The following is a 17211-nucleotide window of genomic DNA, read 5'->3' as shown; positions in this document are numbered from 1 at the left end:
TTTTATTTACAAAGTTTACATTTTTATTTACAATTCAAATGTCTCAAGCTGGAAAATGTCAAAGTAATTTTGCTGAATCAACTTTGATAGCACATAAAAAAATAAAAGAAGGTCTATCTGATTTGACTTATCAAGAGAATCTATATGTTATTTAGTAAACCCCAAAAATCATGAAAAAATTAATTTATGTACTGATGTTACCACTGGTTGTGGTGAGCGGACTAGTATTTGCTAATCGTGAAATCAAGACTGAAACTGCTAAAAAGCCGTCCTCAAAGTCGCTTTCTGTTGCGGAAAGGAAAGCCGAAAGGAAAAGATGGGAGGCTACACCCGACGGCATAAATTACAAAAAATGGGAGGCTTCTCCTGAAGGTAAAAAAGTGCTTGCCGGTGCCGCTAAAATAAGGAAGCATATACATGCTTTCACTAATATGGAGGCAGTTGTAACTTCTCTTTCTCTTCCGCCAGGATCAAGATTAGGTTTTGGTGTTATGGCCAGGATTAATGGTGAAGATTACATTGTAAAATTTGAGCCGGAAAAGTCTCAACTCGAGCAATTGCATAGCCTGAAAGTTAACGACAAAATAGTGTTAAGAAGCCACAGCGTATCGCATGCGCCTAAGTATTCATATCCAATAATATCTTGCGAATATGTAGAACGTGATGGTAAAGTGATTTTTAAACGTGTTCCCCGAAAAGGCGGTTGCTGAGTAAATAAATTATAAAATATATACATTGTTGTTAATGCTTGCTTTAACATTTCTTCCAAGAGACATCTTAGCAAAAGCATCAGAATCTTTAACAAGTAAAGTTCATAAGATTTTGAACGGAATTGTTTTAGATTAAAGTTAACGTCGGGTACATACCAGGAAGAAAGTTTTTCGAAACATTTTTCCTGGTTAACCTATCGAATGAACACATCTCTGTTAATTTACATTCGTTTTTAGCGTCCTTGTCTAGATCGTCATGCTGATCCGATAGCATCGGATTTATTTACAAGTAGAAATAGCATTTTCAATCGTCTTGTAGCTACTATGTGGTCAGCATCTGTCCTGCTAAATAGAAACCTCTTTTCAGGCTAAGTAATTGGTTCATATTTTGATAGCTTAAAGTTATGATTAATATTAGCCCCGAAGTAAAGCAACAAGCGCAGTTATTTCTCTCAAGGAATCAGAAAATTGCTGCTGTTAAGGTAGTTAAAGATCACAGCGGCTGTGGTTTAAAAGAAGCAAAAGATTATGTAGATGCTCTTGAAGAAGGAGTACAGCAACCTATAAACAATCCGGCAGATCTGGATGCAGAGCTATTGGTTATTTTAAGTCAGGGCAATAAATTAAATGCCATTAAACATTATAAGGATGCAACGGGCGCTGGCTTGGCCGAAAGCAAAGATTATGTTGAAAAGCTAATGCAGTTTAAGCCTGGCAGCAATATGGTACAACAAAGCAGGGACACCGATATTAAAAATATCATCTCTGAGAATTCCGGAAATAATCAAAATCCACTCAGAAATTTTTTGATAAAACTGGTACTCATTATTTTGATTGCAGCGGCTTTAACCTATCTCATGTTTAAAATTTAACAGTGCATATTGCAATATTTCTGATAGAATTAAAATGTGGTGCTCAGAAATCTTATCTTGATTTCACACACATAAATAAACCTTAAGAATATGAAAATCACATTAGACACAAAATCCCTTTTGCTGGGATTCTTGGGCGCTGGCTTAATGTTTACGGCCATCAGTTTTAAAAACGGACAAGATCAAACCGGTGGAAGATACCACACCGAAGTAAATGCCAATAATATGGTCGTGATCCTGGATAGCGAAACCGGAAATTACATTATTGCCCCTCCGGTACAGCAAACTGGAAAAACGACTTGGATAAAAGGCGAGTTTAATAAAACATTTAGTACGGCGGTAGACAATAAAAAAGAGCCGAAATAGTAAAGTTTTATTGTCGCAATAGATCGTCATTGCGAGCGAACATTCAGCAATTCTTCATCTTAAAGTCGTCCTTTCGACCGTAGCGGAGAAATCTATTTCACAATAGTTTAGATCTCTCCGCTCCGCGGTGCATCGGTCGAGATGACGATTTTTTTATTGGGATCTCATCCATGCGCTGTGGTTCGCGAACCAATTTTTTATTTCACCATTTAAGAAGTATAAGTTCATTTAAGCTTATATTTTCTTAAATGTCTTATATGGTTACAGTAATAGCGCTCTCATATTTGGTCATCCCGAGGTTTAATTTATTTTATAAAAATCAATATGAGTGGCGTACAATTGTTTTCTTTTGCCCTAAAATCTACCCCAACTTCCTGCCTGTATTAATTACATTGACGCCATTAAAACGGGTGGTGGCGCTGCCGTGCGAAACCGCACTTGCTTGCCCTGGTTGACCTTTACCATCAGAAAATGTTCCGCCGAGGCGGTAATCGTTTTTATCACAGCGCTGCACACAGGAGTTCCAGAATTCCTGGGTATTGGCCTGATAGGCAGCATCTTTAAACATGCTCACAATTTTACCTTCCTTAATTTCGTAGGCCAGTTGTGCGCTAAATTGGAAATTATAACGCTGTTGATCAATAGAATAGGAATTGCGGCCAAACATATATATGCCTTTTTCTACATTTTTAACCATATCGGCCGCGCTTAAAGGTGCATTTCCTGGAGCCAGGGAAACATTGGGCATTCGCTGAAACTGGATGCTGTCCCAACTGTCTGCATAACAGCAACCCTGCGATTCTTTTAAACCTAAAATATGCGCCTGATCGCGGATGGTTTGGTAATTCACCAGGATCCCATCTTTAATGATATCCCATTTGCCACATTTTACACCTTCATCATCGTAACCTACGGCACCTAAAGAACCTGTTTCCAGTTTATCGGCTATAATGTTTACTTCTTTGCTCCCGAAGTTGAATTTTTTCGATTCCCATTTGTCCAGTGTTAGGAAACTTGTTCCTGCGTAATTGGCTTCGTAACCTAAAACGCGATCGAGTTCTGTAGGATGACCTACCGATTCGTGGATGGTTAAAAACAGGTGTGAAGGATCCAAAACGAGGTCGTATTTGCCTGGTGTTATGGGTTTGGCTTTTAGTTTTTCGTCAACATGTACCGCCGCTTCACGCACATCTTCCAGGATATCGTAGCGTTTTTTGTACATCGTAACCGGGCCGCCTTTTATTTTTTCTTCTTCTTTAGGTTTAAGGTATTCGAAACCCATACCCATTGGTGCGCTTAAGGCATTTCTGGTTTCGAATTTGCCGCTTGCCGCATCGGTTTTGGTGAGCGTAAATGTTGGCCATATTCTGTGGATATCCTGATCGATATAAGATCCGTCAGTAGAGGCAAAGTATTTTTGCTCATTGATCATGAAGAGATTGGAGCTGATGTACTTTGCACCACCTTTCATCGCCTCGCTGTTTACTTTTAAAAGCAGGTCAACTTTGTCGGCAATGGGTACTTCAAAAGCATTGATTTCGATCGGTGTTTTCCAGCTTACTTCTCCATATCCTTTTTGTGCCGCCAGTTGGACAGGCTCTTCCATCAGTTTGGCATTTCCTTTAGCAATGGCTACGGCAATTTCTGCAGCTTTGGCAATGCTCGTATCATCCATATTGTTGGTGGCAGCAAAGCCCCAGCTTCCGTTGGCAATTACGCGTACACCCAAACCATAGGATTCGGAATTGGAGATGTTTTCTACGCGTGTTTCCCTGGTGGCCACAACCTGGTTCAAATACCTTCCAATACGGACATCAGCATAAGTAGCACCTTTGCTTTTTGCAGCGTTGAGCGCAACATCAGCCATTTTTTTCTTTAAGGCCACATCAACTGGGGTTAAAGATTCTTCAATAGAAATCATCTTGCCGAAAGCAGGAATATTAGGCATCATACTGGCACCAAGGCCAACACCCGTCATGTATAGGAAATCTCTTCTTCTCAATTTTTTAATTGTTTATTAATAAAAAAAGGGTGTCATCTCGACTGCAACTGCCGATTTTTCATCGGTTTTGGAATGGAGAAATCTATTAAGTTGAGTCAACTATTAAATCTCTTTGTTCTGTTGCGCTGCAGTAAATATGACGATTTAACTTATACCCTTCTAATCCGCTTAGGGTGGCCTTCGGAGGGAATAGTAGTTATTAAATAAGAGTATTATTCTTAAATAAGATCGTTATTTCGACTGTAGCTGCCGATTTTTCATCGGTAGCGAAATGGAGAATCTATTTAAAGAGATTTAGATCTCTCCATTCCGTTGCACTTCAGTCGAGATGACGACACTAGTTAAACCGCGTCTGATAATGAAGTAAACGTAAAATCCCTGATTTTCATTGGTGGGATTAATCCGCTTCCTGTTCTTACCGGTTTACCCAGAGCTTCCACATTGTTGAGCATAATTACCGGGCTTTCGTTGAACCTGAAATTTTTGATTGGGAATTTAATTTCCCCGTTCTCGATGTAAAAAGTACCGTCACGCGTTAATCCGGTAAGTAATAACGTTTGCGGGTCTACAGAACGGATGTACCAGAAACGGGTAACCAATATACCTTTTTCGGTGCTTTTGATCAGGTCTTCCAATGATTGTGTGCCACCTTCAATAATCATGCTGCGGCTAAAGGGAAGTGGTTGAACATTTTTCTGTGCAGCCCAATATCTCGAATAAGACAGGTTTTTCACGACTCCTTTTTCCACCCATTGGGTTCTTGTTACCTGCAAACCTTCTCCTGTAAATGTAGAAGATGGAATTTCAGTATTCATGGGGTCAGAATAAATATTTACATTTTCAGAGAATAACTGTTCACCTAAACGGGTACCTCCTCCTTTTTTGCTCATAAAACTCCGGCCTTCGTCGGCACTTCTGGCATCAAAACCCCTGAACATATTGCCAATAATATCGCTGGCTGCAAGTGGTTCTAAAATAACAGTATATTTTCCGGGTTCAATGGCTTTAGCACCTGCAGAACCATTGGCTTTGCTTGCTGCAATTTTGCTAAGTGCCAGCGTATCCATTTTATCAAGGTCATTAAAGCCTTGCTCAACGTAGCCTGATCCTGTTCCTTGTTTGTTCCTAACGGTTACCGAAAAAGAAACATCGGTACCTTTATTGTAGGCGAACAAACCTTTAGAGTTCATGATCGCGTTAAAACGGGTTGAGTTTTCTAAGAAACCGGCCGCATCTAAACCAGCTGCTTTTGATACACTTAAACTTTTTCCTACCATTTCGGCTCTGGTATCAGGCGTCATGGCAGCAGTTTTAGCATTAAAGGTATTTGATTCGGCAAAAGTCTGTGGACCTAATGGAGGCATAAATTCAGGATTTTCTGGTGCCAGCATGGCCAGTTCTTCTGCTCTTTTTACCACCTTTTGCAGGGAAGCATCATCAAATTCATTTATAGTTGCCGAACCGGTTTTTTTACCAAAAGTGGAGTTTACACCTAAACTCATGGTACTGATCTGTCCTGCGGTAGAAACGGCGTTACGGGCATAACGGATATTCCCGCCATCAGAACCGTTTAAACCTACTTCGCAGAAATCGGCTTTAGAAAAACCGATTACTTTTTTTAATATCGCTTGGGCTTCTTCTTTACTTAATATGGCCATAATTATATTTTTCTTGCTGTATTGATAACATTAACTCCATTAAACCTGGTGGTGGCACTACCATGCGAAACGGCACTGCTTTGAGAAGGTTGCCCTTTTCCATCATTAAACGAACCACCTAAACGGTAGTCACTTTCGTCGCAAATGGCATTACACGAATTCCAGAACTCCTGCGTATTCGCCTGATAGGCTACATCGTTGAGCATGCCTGCAATTTTACCATCCTTAATTTCGTAGAAGATTTGTCCGCCAAACTGGAAGTTATAGCGTTGCTGATCGATAGAAAAACTGCCATCACCGATGATGTAAATGCCTTTTTCTACATTTTTGATCATGTCGTCTACACTTAGTTTTTCTTTGCCCGGTTGAAGTGAAACATTTGGCATACGCTGGAACTGAACATCATCCCAGCCCTGTGAATAACAGCAACCATTCGATTCTGTTAAGCCGATAATGTGTGCCTGATCACGGATGGCCTGGTAGCTTGTTAGTATGCCATTCTTGATCAGATCCCATTTTTTACATTTTACGCCTTCATCATCGTAGCCAACTGCACCTAAGGAACCTACCTGGGTTTTATCGGCTATAATATTTACTTTATCGCTGCCAAATTTGAAATTTTTTGATTCCCATTTATCTAAAGTAAGGAAACTGGTGCCTGCGTAATTGGCTTCGTAGCCTAAAACACGGTCTAATTCTGTAGGGTGACCAACAGATTCGTGTATGGTTAGCCAAAGGTGTGAAGGATCTAAAACCAGATCGTATTTACCTGGCTCAACCGATTTTGCCTTTACTTTTTCGGTTGCTACACGGGCTGCTTCTTTTACATCTTCCAGCATATCATAACGACCTTTATAACGCGTTACAATTCCAGTAACCTTATCTTCCGGGCGGGCATGCATATATTCATAACCTTTACCAGAAGGCGCACTTAATGCATTCCGCGTTTTAAATTTACCCGATTCGCGGTCAACTTTAGTTACGTTAAAAGTTGGGTAAATGCGATGAACATCCTGATCGATGTAAGAACCATCAGTAGAAGCAAAGTATTTCTGCTCATTAACTGCGAAAATAACGGAATTTACAAAATTGGCTCCATTTTGCATGGCCACGTCGTTCACATTCAAAAGCAGGTCTACTTTCTCCTTTACCGGAACTTCGAAGGCATTTATTTCGATAGGCGTTTTCCAGCTTACCTCGCCATAACCCTTTTGCGGAGCCAGTTGAACCGGTTCACCCTGTATTTTAGCATTGGCTTTTGCAACGGCAACGGCTTGTTCGGCTGCTTTGGCAATGGCATCTTTTGTTACATTGTTTGTGGCAGCGAAGCCCCAGCAGCCATTGGCTAAAACGCGAATGCCTACACCATACGATTCGGTATTGGCTACGCCTTGAACACGTTTTTCGCGGGTGGCTACAAATTGGTTTAAATAACGCCCGATGCGGATATCGGCATAAGTTGCACCTTTAGATTTTGCTGCATTTAGTGCAACATCAGCCAGTTCTTTTTTGATTTTTACATCTACACCATCTAGCGCCTGTAAGGGATCTATGGGAGTTCCGAATGCAGAAAGGTCGGGAAGGAGTAGGGCACCCACACCCATTCCGGATAAGTAGAGGAAGTCTTTTCTTTTCAATTGGTTGAGTTTAGTTAGTTTACGATTTCAATATAGCCAATTATGAGGTGAAAACTGGAAATGGATTATAACATTTTAGTTTCAAAGGCAGAAAAAGGAGCGGTTTTTTCTATTAAGGTTTTTTTTAACTACAGATGAGCACGGATAACCACAGATTTTTTGTTTTTTTCTTCGTTGTCATTCTGAACGTAGTGAAGAATCTTTTAATTATATGTTATTCTTGCTTGCGCTCATTTCCAGACTAGTGCAGAAATAGTTACACGATTTCATCGTTGCAAACGATGTATTATTAAACGCCCGTTAAAAACGAGCGTGAGCGGAGTTGTTGGCAGTCCGTGTTTCATCGGTGAGGGATCCTTCACTGCGTTCAGGATGACAAAACTTAACTTATTTAATCGCCAAAATCCTGGCCTCGTACCATAAAAAGGCAGCAGCCAGTAAAAATCCGGCAAAAAACCACCAAATTGATACTTCTTCCTCAAGAATAGTATGTGTTAATTTGTTTTTTGCCTCAGTAGTATTCAGGTTTTTGAGAAAATGATGTGTTCCATCCAGCTTTTTCTGGTTTTTGAGTGCTTCCCAATCCTTTTTTTTATAGATATATATCGGCTCGATAGCTTGGTTTATTTCTAAATTAGTCCAGCCTGATTTTTTAGGCCAATAAAAAGCATCCCATTGAAAGGGAAGTTCCATGTTTTGCCTTGGACTGAGTAAAAAGCTATCAATTTTTAATGTTGGTACCCTGTTTGATTCAGCCAGATCTGCAATAATTCTTGTTTTTTGGTTTATAACAGGGAATTGAGGAATGATGTTCACCGATTGGATATCATTTCTTTTTCTTGCCGTATTGGCCAAAAGTTTAGACCAATAGGTTGCATAATCATTTTTTTGCCCTGAAAGTAACCAGTTGTATGTGGAAGAAAGTGTAGAGACCAGTATTTTGCCATAACCATTGATGGTGCTATTGACTACCGTTTTTCCGCTTGCATCGATAATAACCGACTGCTCGTTTTGGTTTGTCTTTAAAAATAATGCTTGTTCGAGCGGCAATGGATTAAACTTTAAATGATCCTCTTTTAGGGTTAAATTAAGTGTTTTTCCTTTTAAAGGAGGAACTTCAAACCGGCTGGATTTACCACTTAGCGATGTTAAAGCTTTAGAACCTGTTACCCTGATCAATAAGCCCATATCATTATTAACGGCAATATTTATTGAGGACCTTTCGCCGGTGCTTATGGCGACCAATTCTTCTTCGTCAATGATCAGGAGGTCGAATTTTTTCAGGGATGAACTACTGATCTGAGTAAGGTTTACGCTATCCAGATTGAGGAAATCGAAAGCATATTTGTTTTTACTGATCTGACTTCTAAAAGCCAATGGATATTGGTTTTCATAAAGCCAATTTTTTAAAAATTTATATTCGAAATCTGGAAAAGAAGCCAGTATTAGCACTTTCATAGGTGCCTGGTCACCAACTTGTACAGGAACCGGGTCTTTAGCCAGGGTATCTTTTTTTTGCAAACTGATCAATTCATAAACAGCTTTTCCTGTTTGTTTTGGGGCAGTTTTAAAAGAGAAGGCTTTATTCGATTTTGCTTCAATAACGGTGGAGTCTACTGTTTTACCTAAACCTTTAAGGAAAAGTTTGACCGATTCATCGCCAGAATTTTGATAAGTACCCTGAACCTGTAATAATTCGGTAGTTTTTAATTTGGCTGGCCAATTGGCAGCGATTATGCCTGTGGGATTCACAGCAGGATGGAAAGTGATCTGGTACCCTTTGAGTTGCTCCAATTCTGGTGCATTTAATCCATAACCGTAAATGGTCAGTTTTCGGAGATTTGGATTCGATTTTAAGAAATAGGAGAGATCGGAAAGAATTGCGAACTTCTCATTTTTTAAATCTACCGATGGAAGTGCATATTTTTTCCCCTTTAGTTTTGAAACAGAATCGGGATTTGCACCGTCTGTGAGCAAAATAATTTCATCAGGGTTTTGTTTTACATGTGTGTCGTATCTGATCGGTACAATTAACAGGACAAAACAGCCTATGGCAACGATATTCGCTAAAATTCGCCATATTAATCTGGCCCGATTTGTCCGGCTCACCTCTTTGTAGAGTAAAAAGGCCATTAATAATAAACCAGCCAGCATAGCGATGTATTTAAATTCCATATCTATCTGCCCGCTTTACTTAAGTTATTAAAATAATTCTGGTACAATGCCGAAGCTGGTCCGGCACTTTGTATTTGTGGTTTGGCCAATTCGACATTGATCATTTTCTGTATGGCCTGCTGTACCAGATCAATCTCTTTAAGCATTGGTTTATTTGCTGCACCTAACCTTCTTAAACTTGTTAGGGCATTTAAATAAGTTGAGGGATGATCTGCAGCTGCACCAATCATGTATTTTTCTGTTTCGCTAAGTAAGAATTGATCTTGCCCACTAAACTTCTTGCCTGTTTTTCTGCTTTCCAACAAGGCGAGTGCTGCTTTTAAAGAAGCTGTTCGTTTTTCTTTTTGCTCAAACGACATTTTCTGCACGGGCTGTGTGATTTTGTCCAGCTCACCGCTTAAACGTTTCTCGGGTTTTAAAGCCGAAACTTTAACCGTGGTTTTGGCCACATAGGCCCGCGATTTCTGCTGCAGATCTTTGAGCAATCTCAATGCTTTATATTCGTAAGGTAATGCTTCCTGTGGTTTGTAAGTCCGTAAACGCAGTTCAGCATTCCACATTTCGGTTAAAACGGCTTTTAATTGCGCTTTCATTTCGGGTTCGAAAAAAGTGGCATCTTCAGCAATATCATGTTTATGGGCGTATTTGTCCATAATGGCACTTACATCACCAAACTTTTCACCCTCAATTTTATGTTCCGCATGCTCATCGTGGTCATCATGATCACCGCCAATTTCAGTTTCATTCTCTTCGCCTAAAAACTGCCCGTAACGCAGCCTTAATAACTTTTGATCAATCCCTAAGTCGTTACTTATGGTTTTAAAAGTTGCAGCATGCAATGTTGATTGTTCTTTCAATAATTTCTCGGTATCGATAATGATCTGTCTTTCGCTCCTGAAATATTCCGGAACCAGGTTAACGCCATTGGTCATCCCGGCTAAACTCATTAATTCGGTGGTATCAACAATTGAAACAAAATACACATCTGAACGGCTCGATTGACCGTGGTTATCCATGGCTTTGACGAAAAAGTAAAGTTCATCACCCGGTTTCATGCCAAGGCTTTTTAAGTCGATCAGTTTGCTAAGTGCAATGCTTTTTTTGTTGTTGAAACTGGTATTGAATGAGAGTTTTTTCTCTGTAAAACTTACGCCTTCGCCTTTTCCACTGGCCATGGTTGCGGATATAAAAGCATCGTTGATCCCATAATCATCGGTGAGTGATACATGGAGATTAAATTTTTGCGGCTGACCGATATCAATGGTAGTGTGCTGTTTTGGTTGCGTAATTTTAATGGTTACCGGCAGATCGGGAATCACTTCAATCTGGTAGAGATCTGATTTTTTACCGTCAAGATCCAGTTGGTAAAAGCCAGATTTTTTGATTGTTTTGCTGAAAATCCATTGCGTATGCGCTGAATTTAGCGCTTTTAAAAGTGAAATTTCATTATCGTTAAAAATAAGTGTTAACTTTTTAATGCCAATGTTAGTCTCTATTTTCCAGTTCACTGTAGCACCTGTTTCGGCAGCAATGCCAAACTGCTTTTGTTTCCGCTCCCCTTTTCCGGTATAGGCAGGCGGAATGATGGTGGCACTAAAAGTAGAAATCTCTGCAGGTATATTTTCTTTTATCGCAGGAACCTTATTCTTGGTTTCCCAGGTAACGAAATCTGTTTTGTTGATTTGGGGGATTTTTGTAATTCCAAAGCTGATGATTAATGCCAAAAAGAGTATCGTTAAGCCAAAATATAATCTTTTAACAGGTTCTTTCGGCTGCGACAAATTCAGAACGATGTTTTCTATTTTGATGCGCTGGAGTTGTTGCAGCATAGATAATTCTGTTTCATTCTGGAGCAGTAAATCGGCGCTTTCTTCCAGCTCGGGGTAACGGTTGTTAAGAAACCTCGAAACATCAGAATCAGTAGTTCTCCAAACCGGTTTGCTGAGCAATAAAATGGCGGTAATAATTGTGAAAATAAACGCAAAAATCCAGACAGGTAAATGTAGCAGATAAAAACCTGTAACCGATAAAAGTAAAGCAATGCCTAAAGCAATGGCAAGAGTGCCGATCAGGTAAAAGCTAATCCACCTGATCCTTAAGTTACGGATCCAATTTCTACCTTCAGCTTTTAACATAGTTCGGTTTTTTTCTGAAAGATAAAATACGTTCGGTGGTAAAAATCAAAAATGCCGCTACCCAAAATAGATTTCCCAAAGGTTTGTTTTTGATCGTTTTAGCAGCAATTTCCGTTTTATTTTGCTCAATCGATCCATTTTGTGATACCACACGCTGATCAGCAGGATGGTCTTCAATGCCAAAATCATTCGAATTTTTGTCCTGGATAACAATCGGCATTAATGCTTTTACAAACAATCCATTCCAAACCAGCTCGTTCCATTGCGGATTGAATCGGCTATAAAAATGAAAAATGTTTAATTTATTGGTCTTGTTTTTTGTTAAAATTGCGTTTCCGAAGCCATCCGTCCATATTTTGTCTGCCTGTTGATCTGACTCAATTCTTTTGCTCAATTTAATCTGACGGCCATCCAGGTTAATAAATGATGGTGCAGCCACCAATTTCCCTTTTTCGTATTGAAATAATGTTCCATCCGGTGCAATTGATGATCTGAAATCTGCTGAAACCGGATTATCTGATATCCAAAAACCAATTGATGCTTTTTCTGCAGCTGCATTGATGATGATTTTCCGCTTGGTGAAACTTTTAATGGCTTTTAAGGCTGCAATTAAGTATTTACTGTCTGTAGTGCCGGGATTTTCATGTATCGCTACTCGTATCGGCCCCTCATCCGAAGAATTCAAGACTTGGTAGCTGGTATTGGAAGGATTGGATTTCGCTTCGTACTTTTTTCCTGCGTAAGTGGCAATCCAATTGCTTAAAGTATCGCTTTGCTTTAAAGGAACCCAACTCAGCTTATAATTTACAGCTGGCAGTTCGTTACCAAAGCGGTTTAAGCGGTGGTCGGCAAAAAAATAAACTTTAGCTGCCGGTGGAATAAATTGATTGGCTGCGCTAAACAATGCTGTATAACTTAAGGTACTAACCTGCTTTGGTCCGTTAAGAGTGGTATCTTTTAAGCTTAATGGTTTAAAACCCACATTAAAATCGTGGATTTCATAACCTTTTTTTAATAATGAATCGATTGTTTTTCGATGCGTTTTAAAAACCCGGGGAAAATTTTTTTTCTCTACTAAAATCCATCCGTTTTTAGTACGGCCAGATACTATTTTTTTAAGATAAGGCTGTGCCAAAAGGAATGCCAGCAGCACCAAAAGCAAACAGCGCAGTACAAACAAAAGCCAATCGTTAATTTTGAAACTTTTAGAACTGGCGCTCGAACTTTCGCCCAGTAAAGCAATACTACCGATTTTAATGGTTTTACCCTGTTTAACATTCCACAGGTGTATAATGAGCGGAACAATGATGCCAGCAAACGCAAATAAACCTATGGAATATAAAAAATGCAATGTTAAATTTTGAGTTTACTTCTTTGTTTTAAAAAATCCCTTAATGCCTGATCCAGCGGTTCGTCAGTTGTAATTGTTCGGTAAAAAATCCTTCTATCCAGAAGCTTTATCCTGCTTTCTTCCAGGTAAGCATTAAGTTTGTTTTGATAGTTGGTCCTTTCTTTCGCTTGATCAATCTGAATGGTTTCGCCTGTTTCCAGGTCTTCGAAAGTCGTATAACCTTTAAAATCCAGGTCCAATTCATTTCTTGATAAAATATGAAAAACCACGATTTCGTGCCTTAAAGTATTCAACGTATCTAATAATTTGATGATTTCATCGTCTTTCTGGTAAAGATCGGTGACAAAGATCAGCAATTCGCGTTTTTGGGCACCGGCAAGCAACTCTTTATAATGGATAAGTTTGGTAAATGTTCCGTCGGGATGAATCTGCTCCAGTTGGTAAAATAACCTGGCCAAATGCTGGTAATCCTGCTTGGGTGTCATGGAGAAAATTCCCAAGTTTTTCAGTACATATAAACCAATCGCATCGCCCTGTAAATTGGCAAGGTAAGCTAAAGAAGCACCGAGGTATCTTGCATAATCTATTTTGGTAAAATCGCCATCGCTATGGTTCATCGAAGCACTGGCATCAATTAATATGCGCACAGCAATATTGGTTTCTACCTCCGATTCGCGGATATAATAACGGTCGGAACGGGCAAACATTTTCCAGTCGAGCGAGCGCAGATCGTCGCCGGGTTGGTAACTCCTGTATTGGCTAAACTCCAATCCCGGCCCCTTTACGGTACTTTTATTAATGCCGTTCATAAACCCTTCAATCGTTATTTTCGCCGATAAGGAGAGGTCTTTAATGGCCATCAATATTTTCGGGTCGAGCAGTTTACTCATTAAATATTAGCTTTCGGTTTAGAAATGGCTTTGATCAGTTCGTCAGTTACTTTGTCTGATGACACATTTTCGGCCTCGGCTTTAAAATTCATTAATACCCTGTGGCGCAATACCGGGTAAGCCATGACTTGTAAATCTTCCATGATTACCGCATATCTGCCTTTAAATAATGCCCTTGCTTTTGCTGTTAAAATCAATGCTTGGCCGGCGCGTGGACCAGCGCCCCAGCGCACCCATTCCTTTACAAAATTTACCGTGGTGGTATCAGGTCTGGTGGCGCGGATCATTTCGCTTACATAAGTAATCAGATCATCACTAATACTTACTTCGCGGGTAATGGCCTGCAATTCCTTAATTTCTTCTGCACCGATAATAGGGTTGATTACCGCTTTTTTGCTACCTGTGGTACTGCTTAAAATCTGAGTTTCCTCTGCCGCTGTAGGGTAACCGATTTTGATATATAAGAGAAAACGGTCTAATTGTGCTTCGGGCAGGGGGTAGGTTCCGGCCTGTTCAATCGGGTTTTGGGTAGCGAGGATAAAAAATGGACGATCCAAAGGATAGGTTTGTCCGCCATAGGTTACTTCAAATTCCTGCATGGCCTCCAATAGCGCCGACTGGGTTTTTGGAGGCGTCCGGTTCACCTCATCGGCCAGAATGATATTGGCAAATAATGGACCTTTATTAAACTTAAAAAAACGTTTTCCTGTTATATGGTCCTCTTCCAGTATTTCGGTGCCCACAATATCGGTAGGCATTAAATCGGGCGTAAATTGGATTCTTCTGAACGAAAGGTCTAAAGCCTGCGACATGGTTCTTACCATTAAAGTTTTCGCTAAACCTGGTACACCTTCCAGTAAACAATGTCCGCCCGCCATCAAAGCGATCAGCATTTCTTCAATGATCACATCCTGACCCACAATTACTTTCTGTATTTCGCTTTTTAACAGGGAGATCTTATTGATCAATATTTTTAGGTTGCTTTCTGAACGCTCCAAAACGGTTGATTTTTTAGTATGACGATATTGTGCTTCAATATAGCGCATATTGGCAGATAGTTTTAGTCGTGAGAAAAGAATATCAAAAAATTTACAAGATAATTTGGATTAAAAATGCAATTAATAAAAAATGAAGGTAATTTTAGGCTGTGCGAAGAGCTAAATTTACATTTGCGAGGTTAAAATATAATTCGGGCGATTGGGATACCGATCAGCGCATGCCTTCTAATCTGTTAAATTCCCTGCTGGAGTATACCACCATTCCTTTAGACGAAGAAGAGAAAATTGTAGAATTGAGCAGTCGGGATTTATTTAAATATCCCTTTTGTTATTTAAGCGGGCATAAACTGGTTCAATTTAGCCAGCAGGAAGCTGTAAATTTTAAAACCTATGTGCATAATGGAGGCTTCGTTTTTGTGGATGATTGCAACCATGATATTGATGGTTTATTTGCCCGGTCGTTTGAAACACAGATGGGTAGCCTTTTTGGCCCTCAGGCTTTAAAGAAAATCCCAAACAACCATGGTATCTATAATGCTTTCTTCAAGTTTGACAAAGGCCCGCCAACTACTTCTTTTGAACTAAACGGCTGGGGCGATGATCTGGTGCACGATTACCTGAAAGCCATTACCATTAATAATAGGATAGGGGTGCTCTACAGCAATAAAGATTATGGCTGCGAGTGGGATTACGATTTCAGAAACAAACGTTTTTTAGCAGAGGATAACACCAAGTTTGGGGTAAATATTATTTTGTATGCTATGGGTATAAACAGTTAGCAATTGACAATTTCCAGTTCGCTGTTTGTTCGTGCTGTCAGATGTTATAATCTGACAGGTTTAGAATACTACATCAGGTGATAATGATCATCAAAAACCTCCATCACCGATGCTTTTATACCAAAGAATGCCAGTTTTTCACAAAACTCATTGCTGATATCTTTCGCAGAAACAATGCGGATTACTTTGTCGCAATCTTCCAGATCGATAGACCATTCTGAAATATTCTGCAACCCTGCAACGGCCAAAGCAATTAAACTGGTATCGCTGCCCGATTCTATAATAGTAGAAATGATGGTAATGTATCTGGACATATTTTAGGAATGATAAAGGATTTCAAGATCAATTCATAGCTGAAACTGATCTTTTGTAAATGCAAACGTAAGAATAATTTGTAAACAAACCAAACGTTCGGTATCTTTGTGAAATGGAAAATCCCTATAAAAGAAAAAAAGAGCCTGAGGTAAGCAAACAGCTTATTTTAGCAGCAGCTGCAGAAATCGGCGTGTCAGATTGGCATCGCGTTACGTTTCAGGCCATTGCCGATAAAACGGGTTTGAGCAAAGGGGGTATTATCCATCATTTCCGAAACAAAGAAGATCTGCTAAAAGAATTGATGAACCAAAGTTTGGCAGAGCTTACCGAGTGGATTATAGAAGAAAAAAAGTCATCGGGCAATGAGGTAGGAAGTTTGGCTTACCTACGCTTTATTATTGGTAAAAGTAACGATTTACATTATCGGAGAACCATGAAAATTGTGATGCAGGTTGTACTCATTAACGAGGAGTATCGCAAAACATGGGATGAATGGTCTAATCTGTATATTGGAAATGGCGACGATACCGGACAGGGCATAAAACATCTGATTATGATGCTTGTTGCCGATGGGTTGTGGTATTCGGATAATCTTGGTATTTATAACATCAGCGATAAAAAGAAGCAACAAATACTGGAAACCCTCATTAATCTTTAAACTGAAATATCTTTTGCTCCCCCAGTTATCAAACTATAATTTTATGGAAGAACCCATCGAAACTACCGTTCACCAAAATAAAACTTTTACCGATATCAATTATGCTGGTAAACAGCTGCTAAAGCGAGAATTTATTAAATGTGAATTTATAAGATGCGATTTTTCTAAAAGTGATCTGAGCCATAACGACTTTGTGGATTGTGAATTTAGCCATTGTGATTTCTCTCTCACTCAGGTAAAAGGCACAGGTTTTAGTAACATTACCTTCAAAGACTGTAAAATATTGGGTATTGATTTTTCTACCTGCAATAAATTTATGTTCTCTTTTTCTTTTAGTGGTTGTATTTTAGATTATTCTGTTTTTTATGGTGCCAAGCTCTGGAAAACAAATTTTATTAACTGCTCACTAAAAGAAGTAGATTTCGAATCAGCCGATTTAACTTCAGCTGTTTTTAATAACTGCGACCTTACCGCAACATCTTTTAATCGGACAATTCTGGAGAAAACTGATTTCCGCACGGCAAGTAATTTTTCTTTCGACCCGGCGCTGAACAAAATGAAAAAAGCCAGATTTTTGTCTGCTAACCTTTCTGGTTTATTGGATCACTTCAAACTGGATATTGAAGATTAGTCCGCTAATTTTGAATTGATTAACCAATTTCAAT

15 protein-coding genes are annotated in these 17211 nt (G+C 39.4%); 6 read left to right on the top strand and 9 right to left on the bottom strand.

What is annotated here, in order from left to right; genetic code table 11:
* The first annotated feature begins 170 nt into the window (after positions 1 to 170).
* The 3 genes from IM793_RS14240 (at position 171) to IM793_RS14230 (ending at position 1948) form a co-directional block, all read left to right on the top strand.
* A complete protein-coding gene (locus IM793_RS14240; RefSeq protein WP_193422415.1) occupies positions 171 to 710 on the top strand; it encodes a hypothetical protein in 540 nt (179 codons plus the stop codon).
* 404 nt (positions 711 to 1114) lie between these two features.
* Positions 1115 to 1582 (top strand): ribosomal protein L7/L12, encoded by a 468-nt coding sequence (locus tag IM793_RS14235; protein WP_193422413.1) that lies wholly within the window; start codon positions 1115 to 1117, stop codon positions 1580 to 1582.
* A gap of 90 nt (positions 1583 to 1672) precedes the next feature.
* Complete coding sequence (locus IM793_RS14230; RefSeq protein WP_193422411.1) at positions 1673 to 1948, top strand: hypothetical protein; 276 nt, start codon at positions 1673 to 1675, stop codon at positions 1946 to 1948.
* A 361-nt stretch (positions 1949 to 2309) separates the two neighbouring features.
* Here IM793_RS14230 and IM793_RS14225 read toward each other — a convergent pair whose 3' ends face one another.
* The 8 genes from IM793_RS14225 to IM793_RS14190 all read right to left on the bottom strand — a co-directional run bounded on the left by IM793_RS14225 (position 2310) and on the right by IM793_RS14190 (position 14842).
* Positions 2310 to 3950 carry a TldD/PmbA family protein gene (locus IM793_RS14225; RefSeq protein ID WP_193422409.1) on the bottom strand — a complete coding sequence of 547 codons (1641 nt, stop codon included), beginning with the start codon at positions 3948 to 3950 and terminating at the stop codon, positions 2310 to 2312.
* Positions 3951 to 4291: 341 nt separating this feature from the next.
* Positions 4292 to 5608, bottom strand: coding sequence for a TldD/PmbA family protein (locus IM793_RS14220; protein WP_193422407.1), 1317 nt, complete (start codon positions 5606 to 5608; stop codon positions 4292 to 4294).
* 2 nt (positions 5609 to 5610) lie between these two features.
* Positions 5611 to 7245, bottom strand: a complete 1635-nt coding sequence (locus IM793_RS14215; protein ID WP_193422405.1) for a TldD/PmbA family protein — start codon at positions 7243 to 7245, stop codon at positions 5611 to 5613.
* 387 nt (positions 7246 to 7632) lie between these two features.
* Entirely contained in the window at positions 7633 to 9420 is a 1788-nt protein-coding gene (locus tag IM793_RS14210; protein WP_193422403.1) for a hypothetical protein, read from the bottom strand.
* Positions 9421 to 9422: 2 nt separating this feature from the next.
* A complete protein-coding gene (locus IM793_RS14205) occupies positions 9423 to 11555 on the bottom strand; it encodes a DUF4175 family protein (protein WP_193422401.1) in 2133 nt (710 codons plus the stop codon).
* Entirely contained in the window at positions 11542 to 12906 is a 1365-nt protein-coding gene (locus IM793_RS14200) for a BatA domain-containing protein (RefSeq protein ID WP_193422398.1), read from the bottom strand. The genes IM793_RS14205 and IM793_RS14200 overlap by 14 nt, the downstream gene beginning before the upstream one ends.
* 2 nt (positions 12907 to 12908) lie before the next feature.
* On the bottom strand, positions 12909 to 13796 hold the full coding sequence (locus IM793_RS14195; protein WP_227256260.1) for a DUF58 domain-containing protein: 888 nt from the start codon (positions 13794 to 13796) through the stop codon (positions 12909 to 12911).
* Positions 13796 to 14842 carry a MoxR family ATPase gene (locus IM793_RS14190; protein ID WP_193422396.1) on the bottom strand — a complete coding sequence of 349 codons (1047 nt, stop codon included), beginning with the start codon at positions 14840 to 14842 and terminating at the stop codon, positions 13796 to 13798. The genes IM793_RS14195 and IM793_RS14190 overlap by 1 nt, the downstream gene beginning before the upstream one ends.
* A 101-nt stretch (positions 14843 to 14943) precedes the next feature.
* Between IM793_RS14190 and IM793_RS14185 the strand changes: the two genes are divergently transcribed.
* Entirely contained in the window at positions 14944 to 15573 is a 630-nt protein-coding gene (locus IM793_RS14185; protein WP_193422393.1) for a DUF4159 domain-containing protein, read from the top strand.
* 68 nt (positions 15574 to 15641) lie between these two features.
* Here IM793_RS14185 and IM793_RS14180 read toward each other — a convergent pair whose 3' ends face one another.
* Complete coding sequence (locus IM793_RS14180) at positions 15642 to 15887, bottom strand: hypothetical protein (RefSeq protein ID WP_193422391.1); 246 nt, start codon at positions 15885 to 15887, stop codon at positions 15642 to 15644.
* 113 nt (positions 15888 to 16000) lie between these two features.
* Between IM793_RS14180 and IM793_RS14175 the strand changes: the two genes are divergently transcribed.
* Complete coding sequence (locus IM793_RS14175; protein WP_193422389.1) at positions 16001 to 16546, top strand: TetR/AcrR family transcriptional regulator; 546 nt, start codon at positions 16001 to 16003, stop codon at positions 16544 to 16546.
* Between the two features lie 43 nt (positions 16547 to 16589).
* Positions 16590 to 17177, top strand: coding sequence for a pentapeptide repeat-containing protein (locus IM793_RS14170; RefSeq protein ID WP_121282715.1), 588 nt, complete (start codon positions 16590 to 16592; stop codon positions 17175 to 17177).
* The last annotated feature ends 34 nt before the right edge of the window (positions 17178 to 17211 follow it).

Source organism: Pedobacter sp. MR2016-19 (assembly GCF_014947265.1).
Lineage (GTDB): Bacteria > Bacteroidota > Bacteroidia > Sphingobacteriales > Sphingobacteriaceae > Pedobacter.
Note: the sequence above shows the minus strand (reverse complement) of the source record. Positions and strands in the feature narration are given on the sequence as shown.

Bases quoted from the DNA above. Each gene is read 5' to 3' on its own strand.
- IM793_RS14240 (WP_193422415.1), top strand. From the start codon at position 171: ATGAAAAAATTAATTTATGTACTGATGTTACCACTGGTTGTGGTGAGC.
- IM793_RS14235 (WP_193422413.1), top strand. From the start codon at position 1,115: ATGATTAATATTAGCCCCGAAGTAAAGCAACAAGCGCAGTTATTTCTC.
- IM793_RS14230 (WP_193422411.1), top strand. From the start codon at position 1,673: ATGAAAATCACATTAGACACAAAATCCCTTTTGCTGGGATTCTTGGGC.
- IM793_RS14220 (WP_193422407.1), bottom strand. From the start codon at position 5,608: ATGGCCATATTAAGTAAAGAAGAAGCCCAAGCGATATTAAAAAAAGTA.
- IM793_RS14210 (WP_193422403.1), bottom strand. From the start codon at position 9,420: ATGGAATTTAAATACATCGCTATGCTGGCTGGTTTATTATTAATGGCC.
- IM793_RS14205 (WP_193422401.1), bottom strand. From the start codon at position 11,555: ATGTTAAAAGCTGAAGGTAGAAATTGGATCCGTAACTTAAGGATCAGG.
- IM793_RS14195 (WP_227256260.1), bottom strand. From the start codon at position 13,796: ATGAGTAAACTGCTCGACCCGAAAATATTGATGGCCATTAAAGACCTC.
- IM793_RS14190 (WP_193422396.1), bottom strand. From the start codon at position 14,842: ATGCGCTATATTGAAGCACAATATCGTCATACTAAAAAATCAACCGTT.
- IM793_RS14180 (WP_193422391.1), bottom strand. From the start codon at position 15,887: ATGTCCAGATACATTACCATCATTTCTACTATTATAGAATCGGGCAGC.
- IM793_RS14175 (WP_193422389.1), top strand. From the start codon at position 16,001: ATGGAAAATCCCTATAAAAGAAAAAAAGAGCCTGAGGTAAGCAAACAG.
- IM793_RS14170 (WP_121282715.1), top strand. From the start codon at position 16,590: ATGGAAGAACCCATCGAAACTACCGTTCACCAAAATAAAACTTTTACC.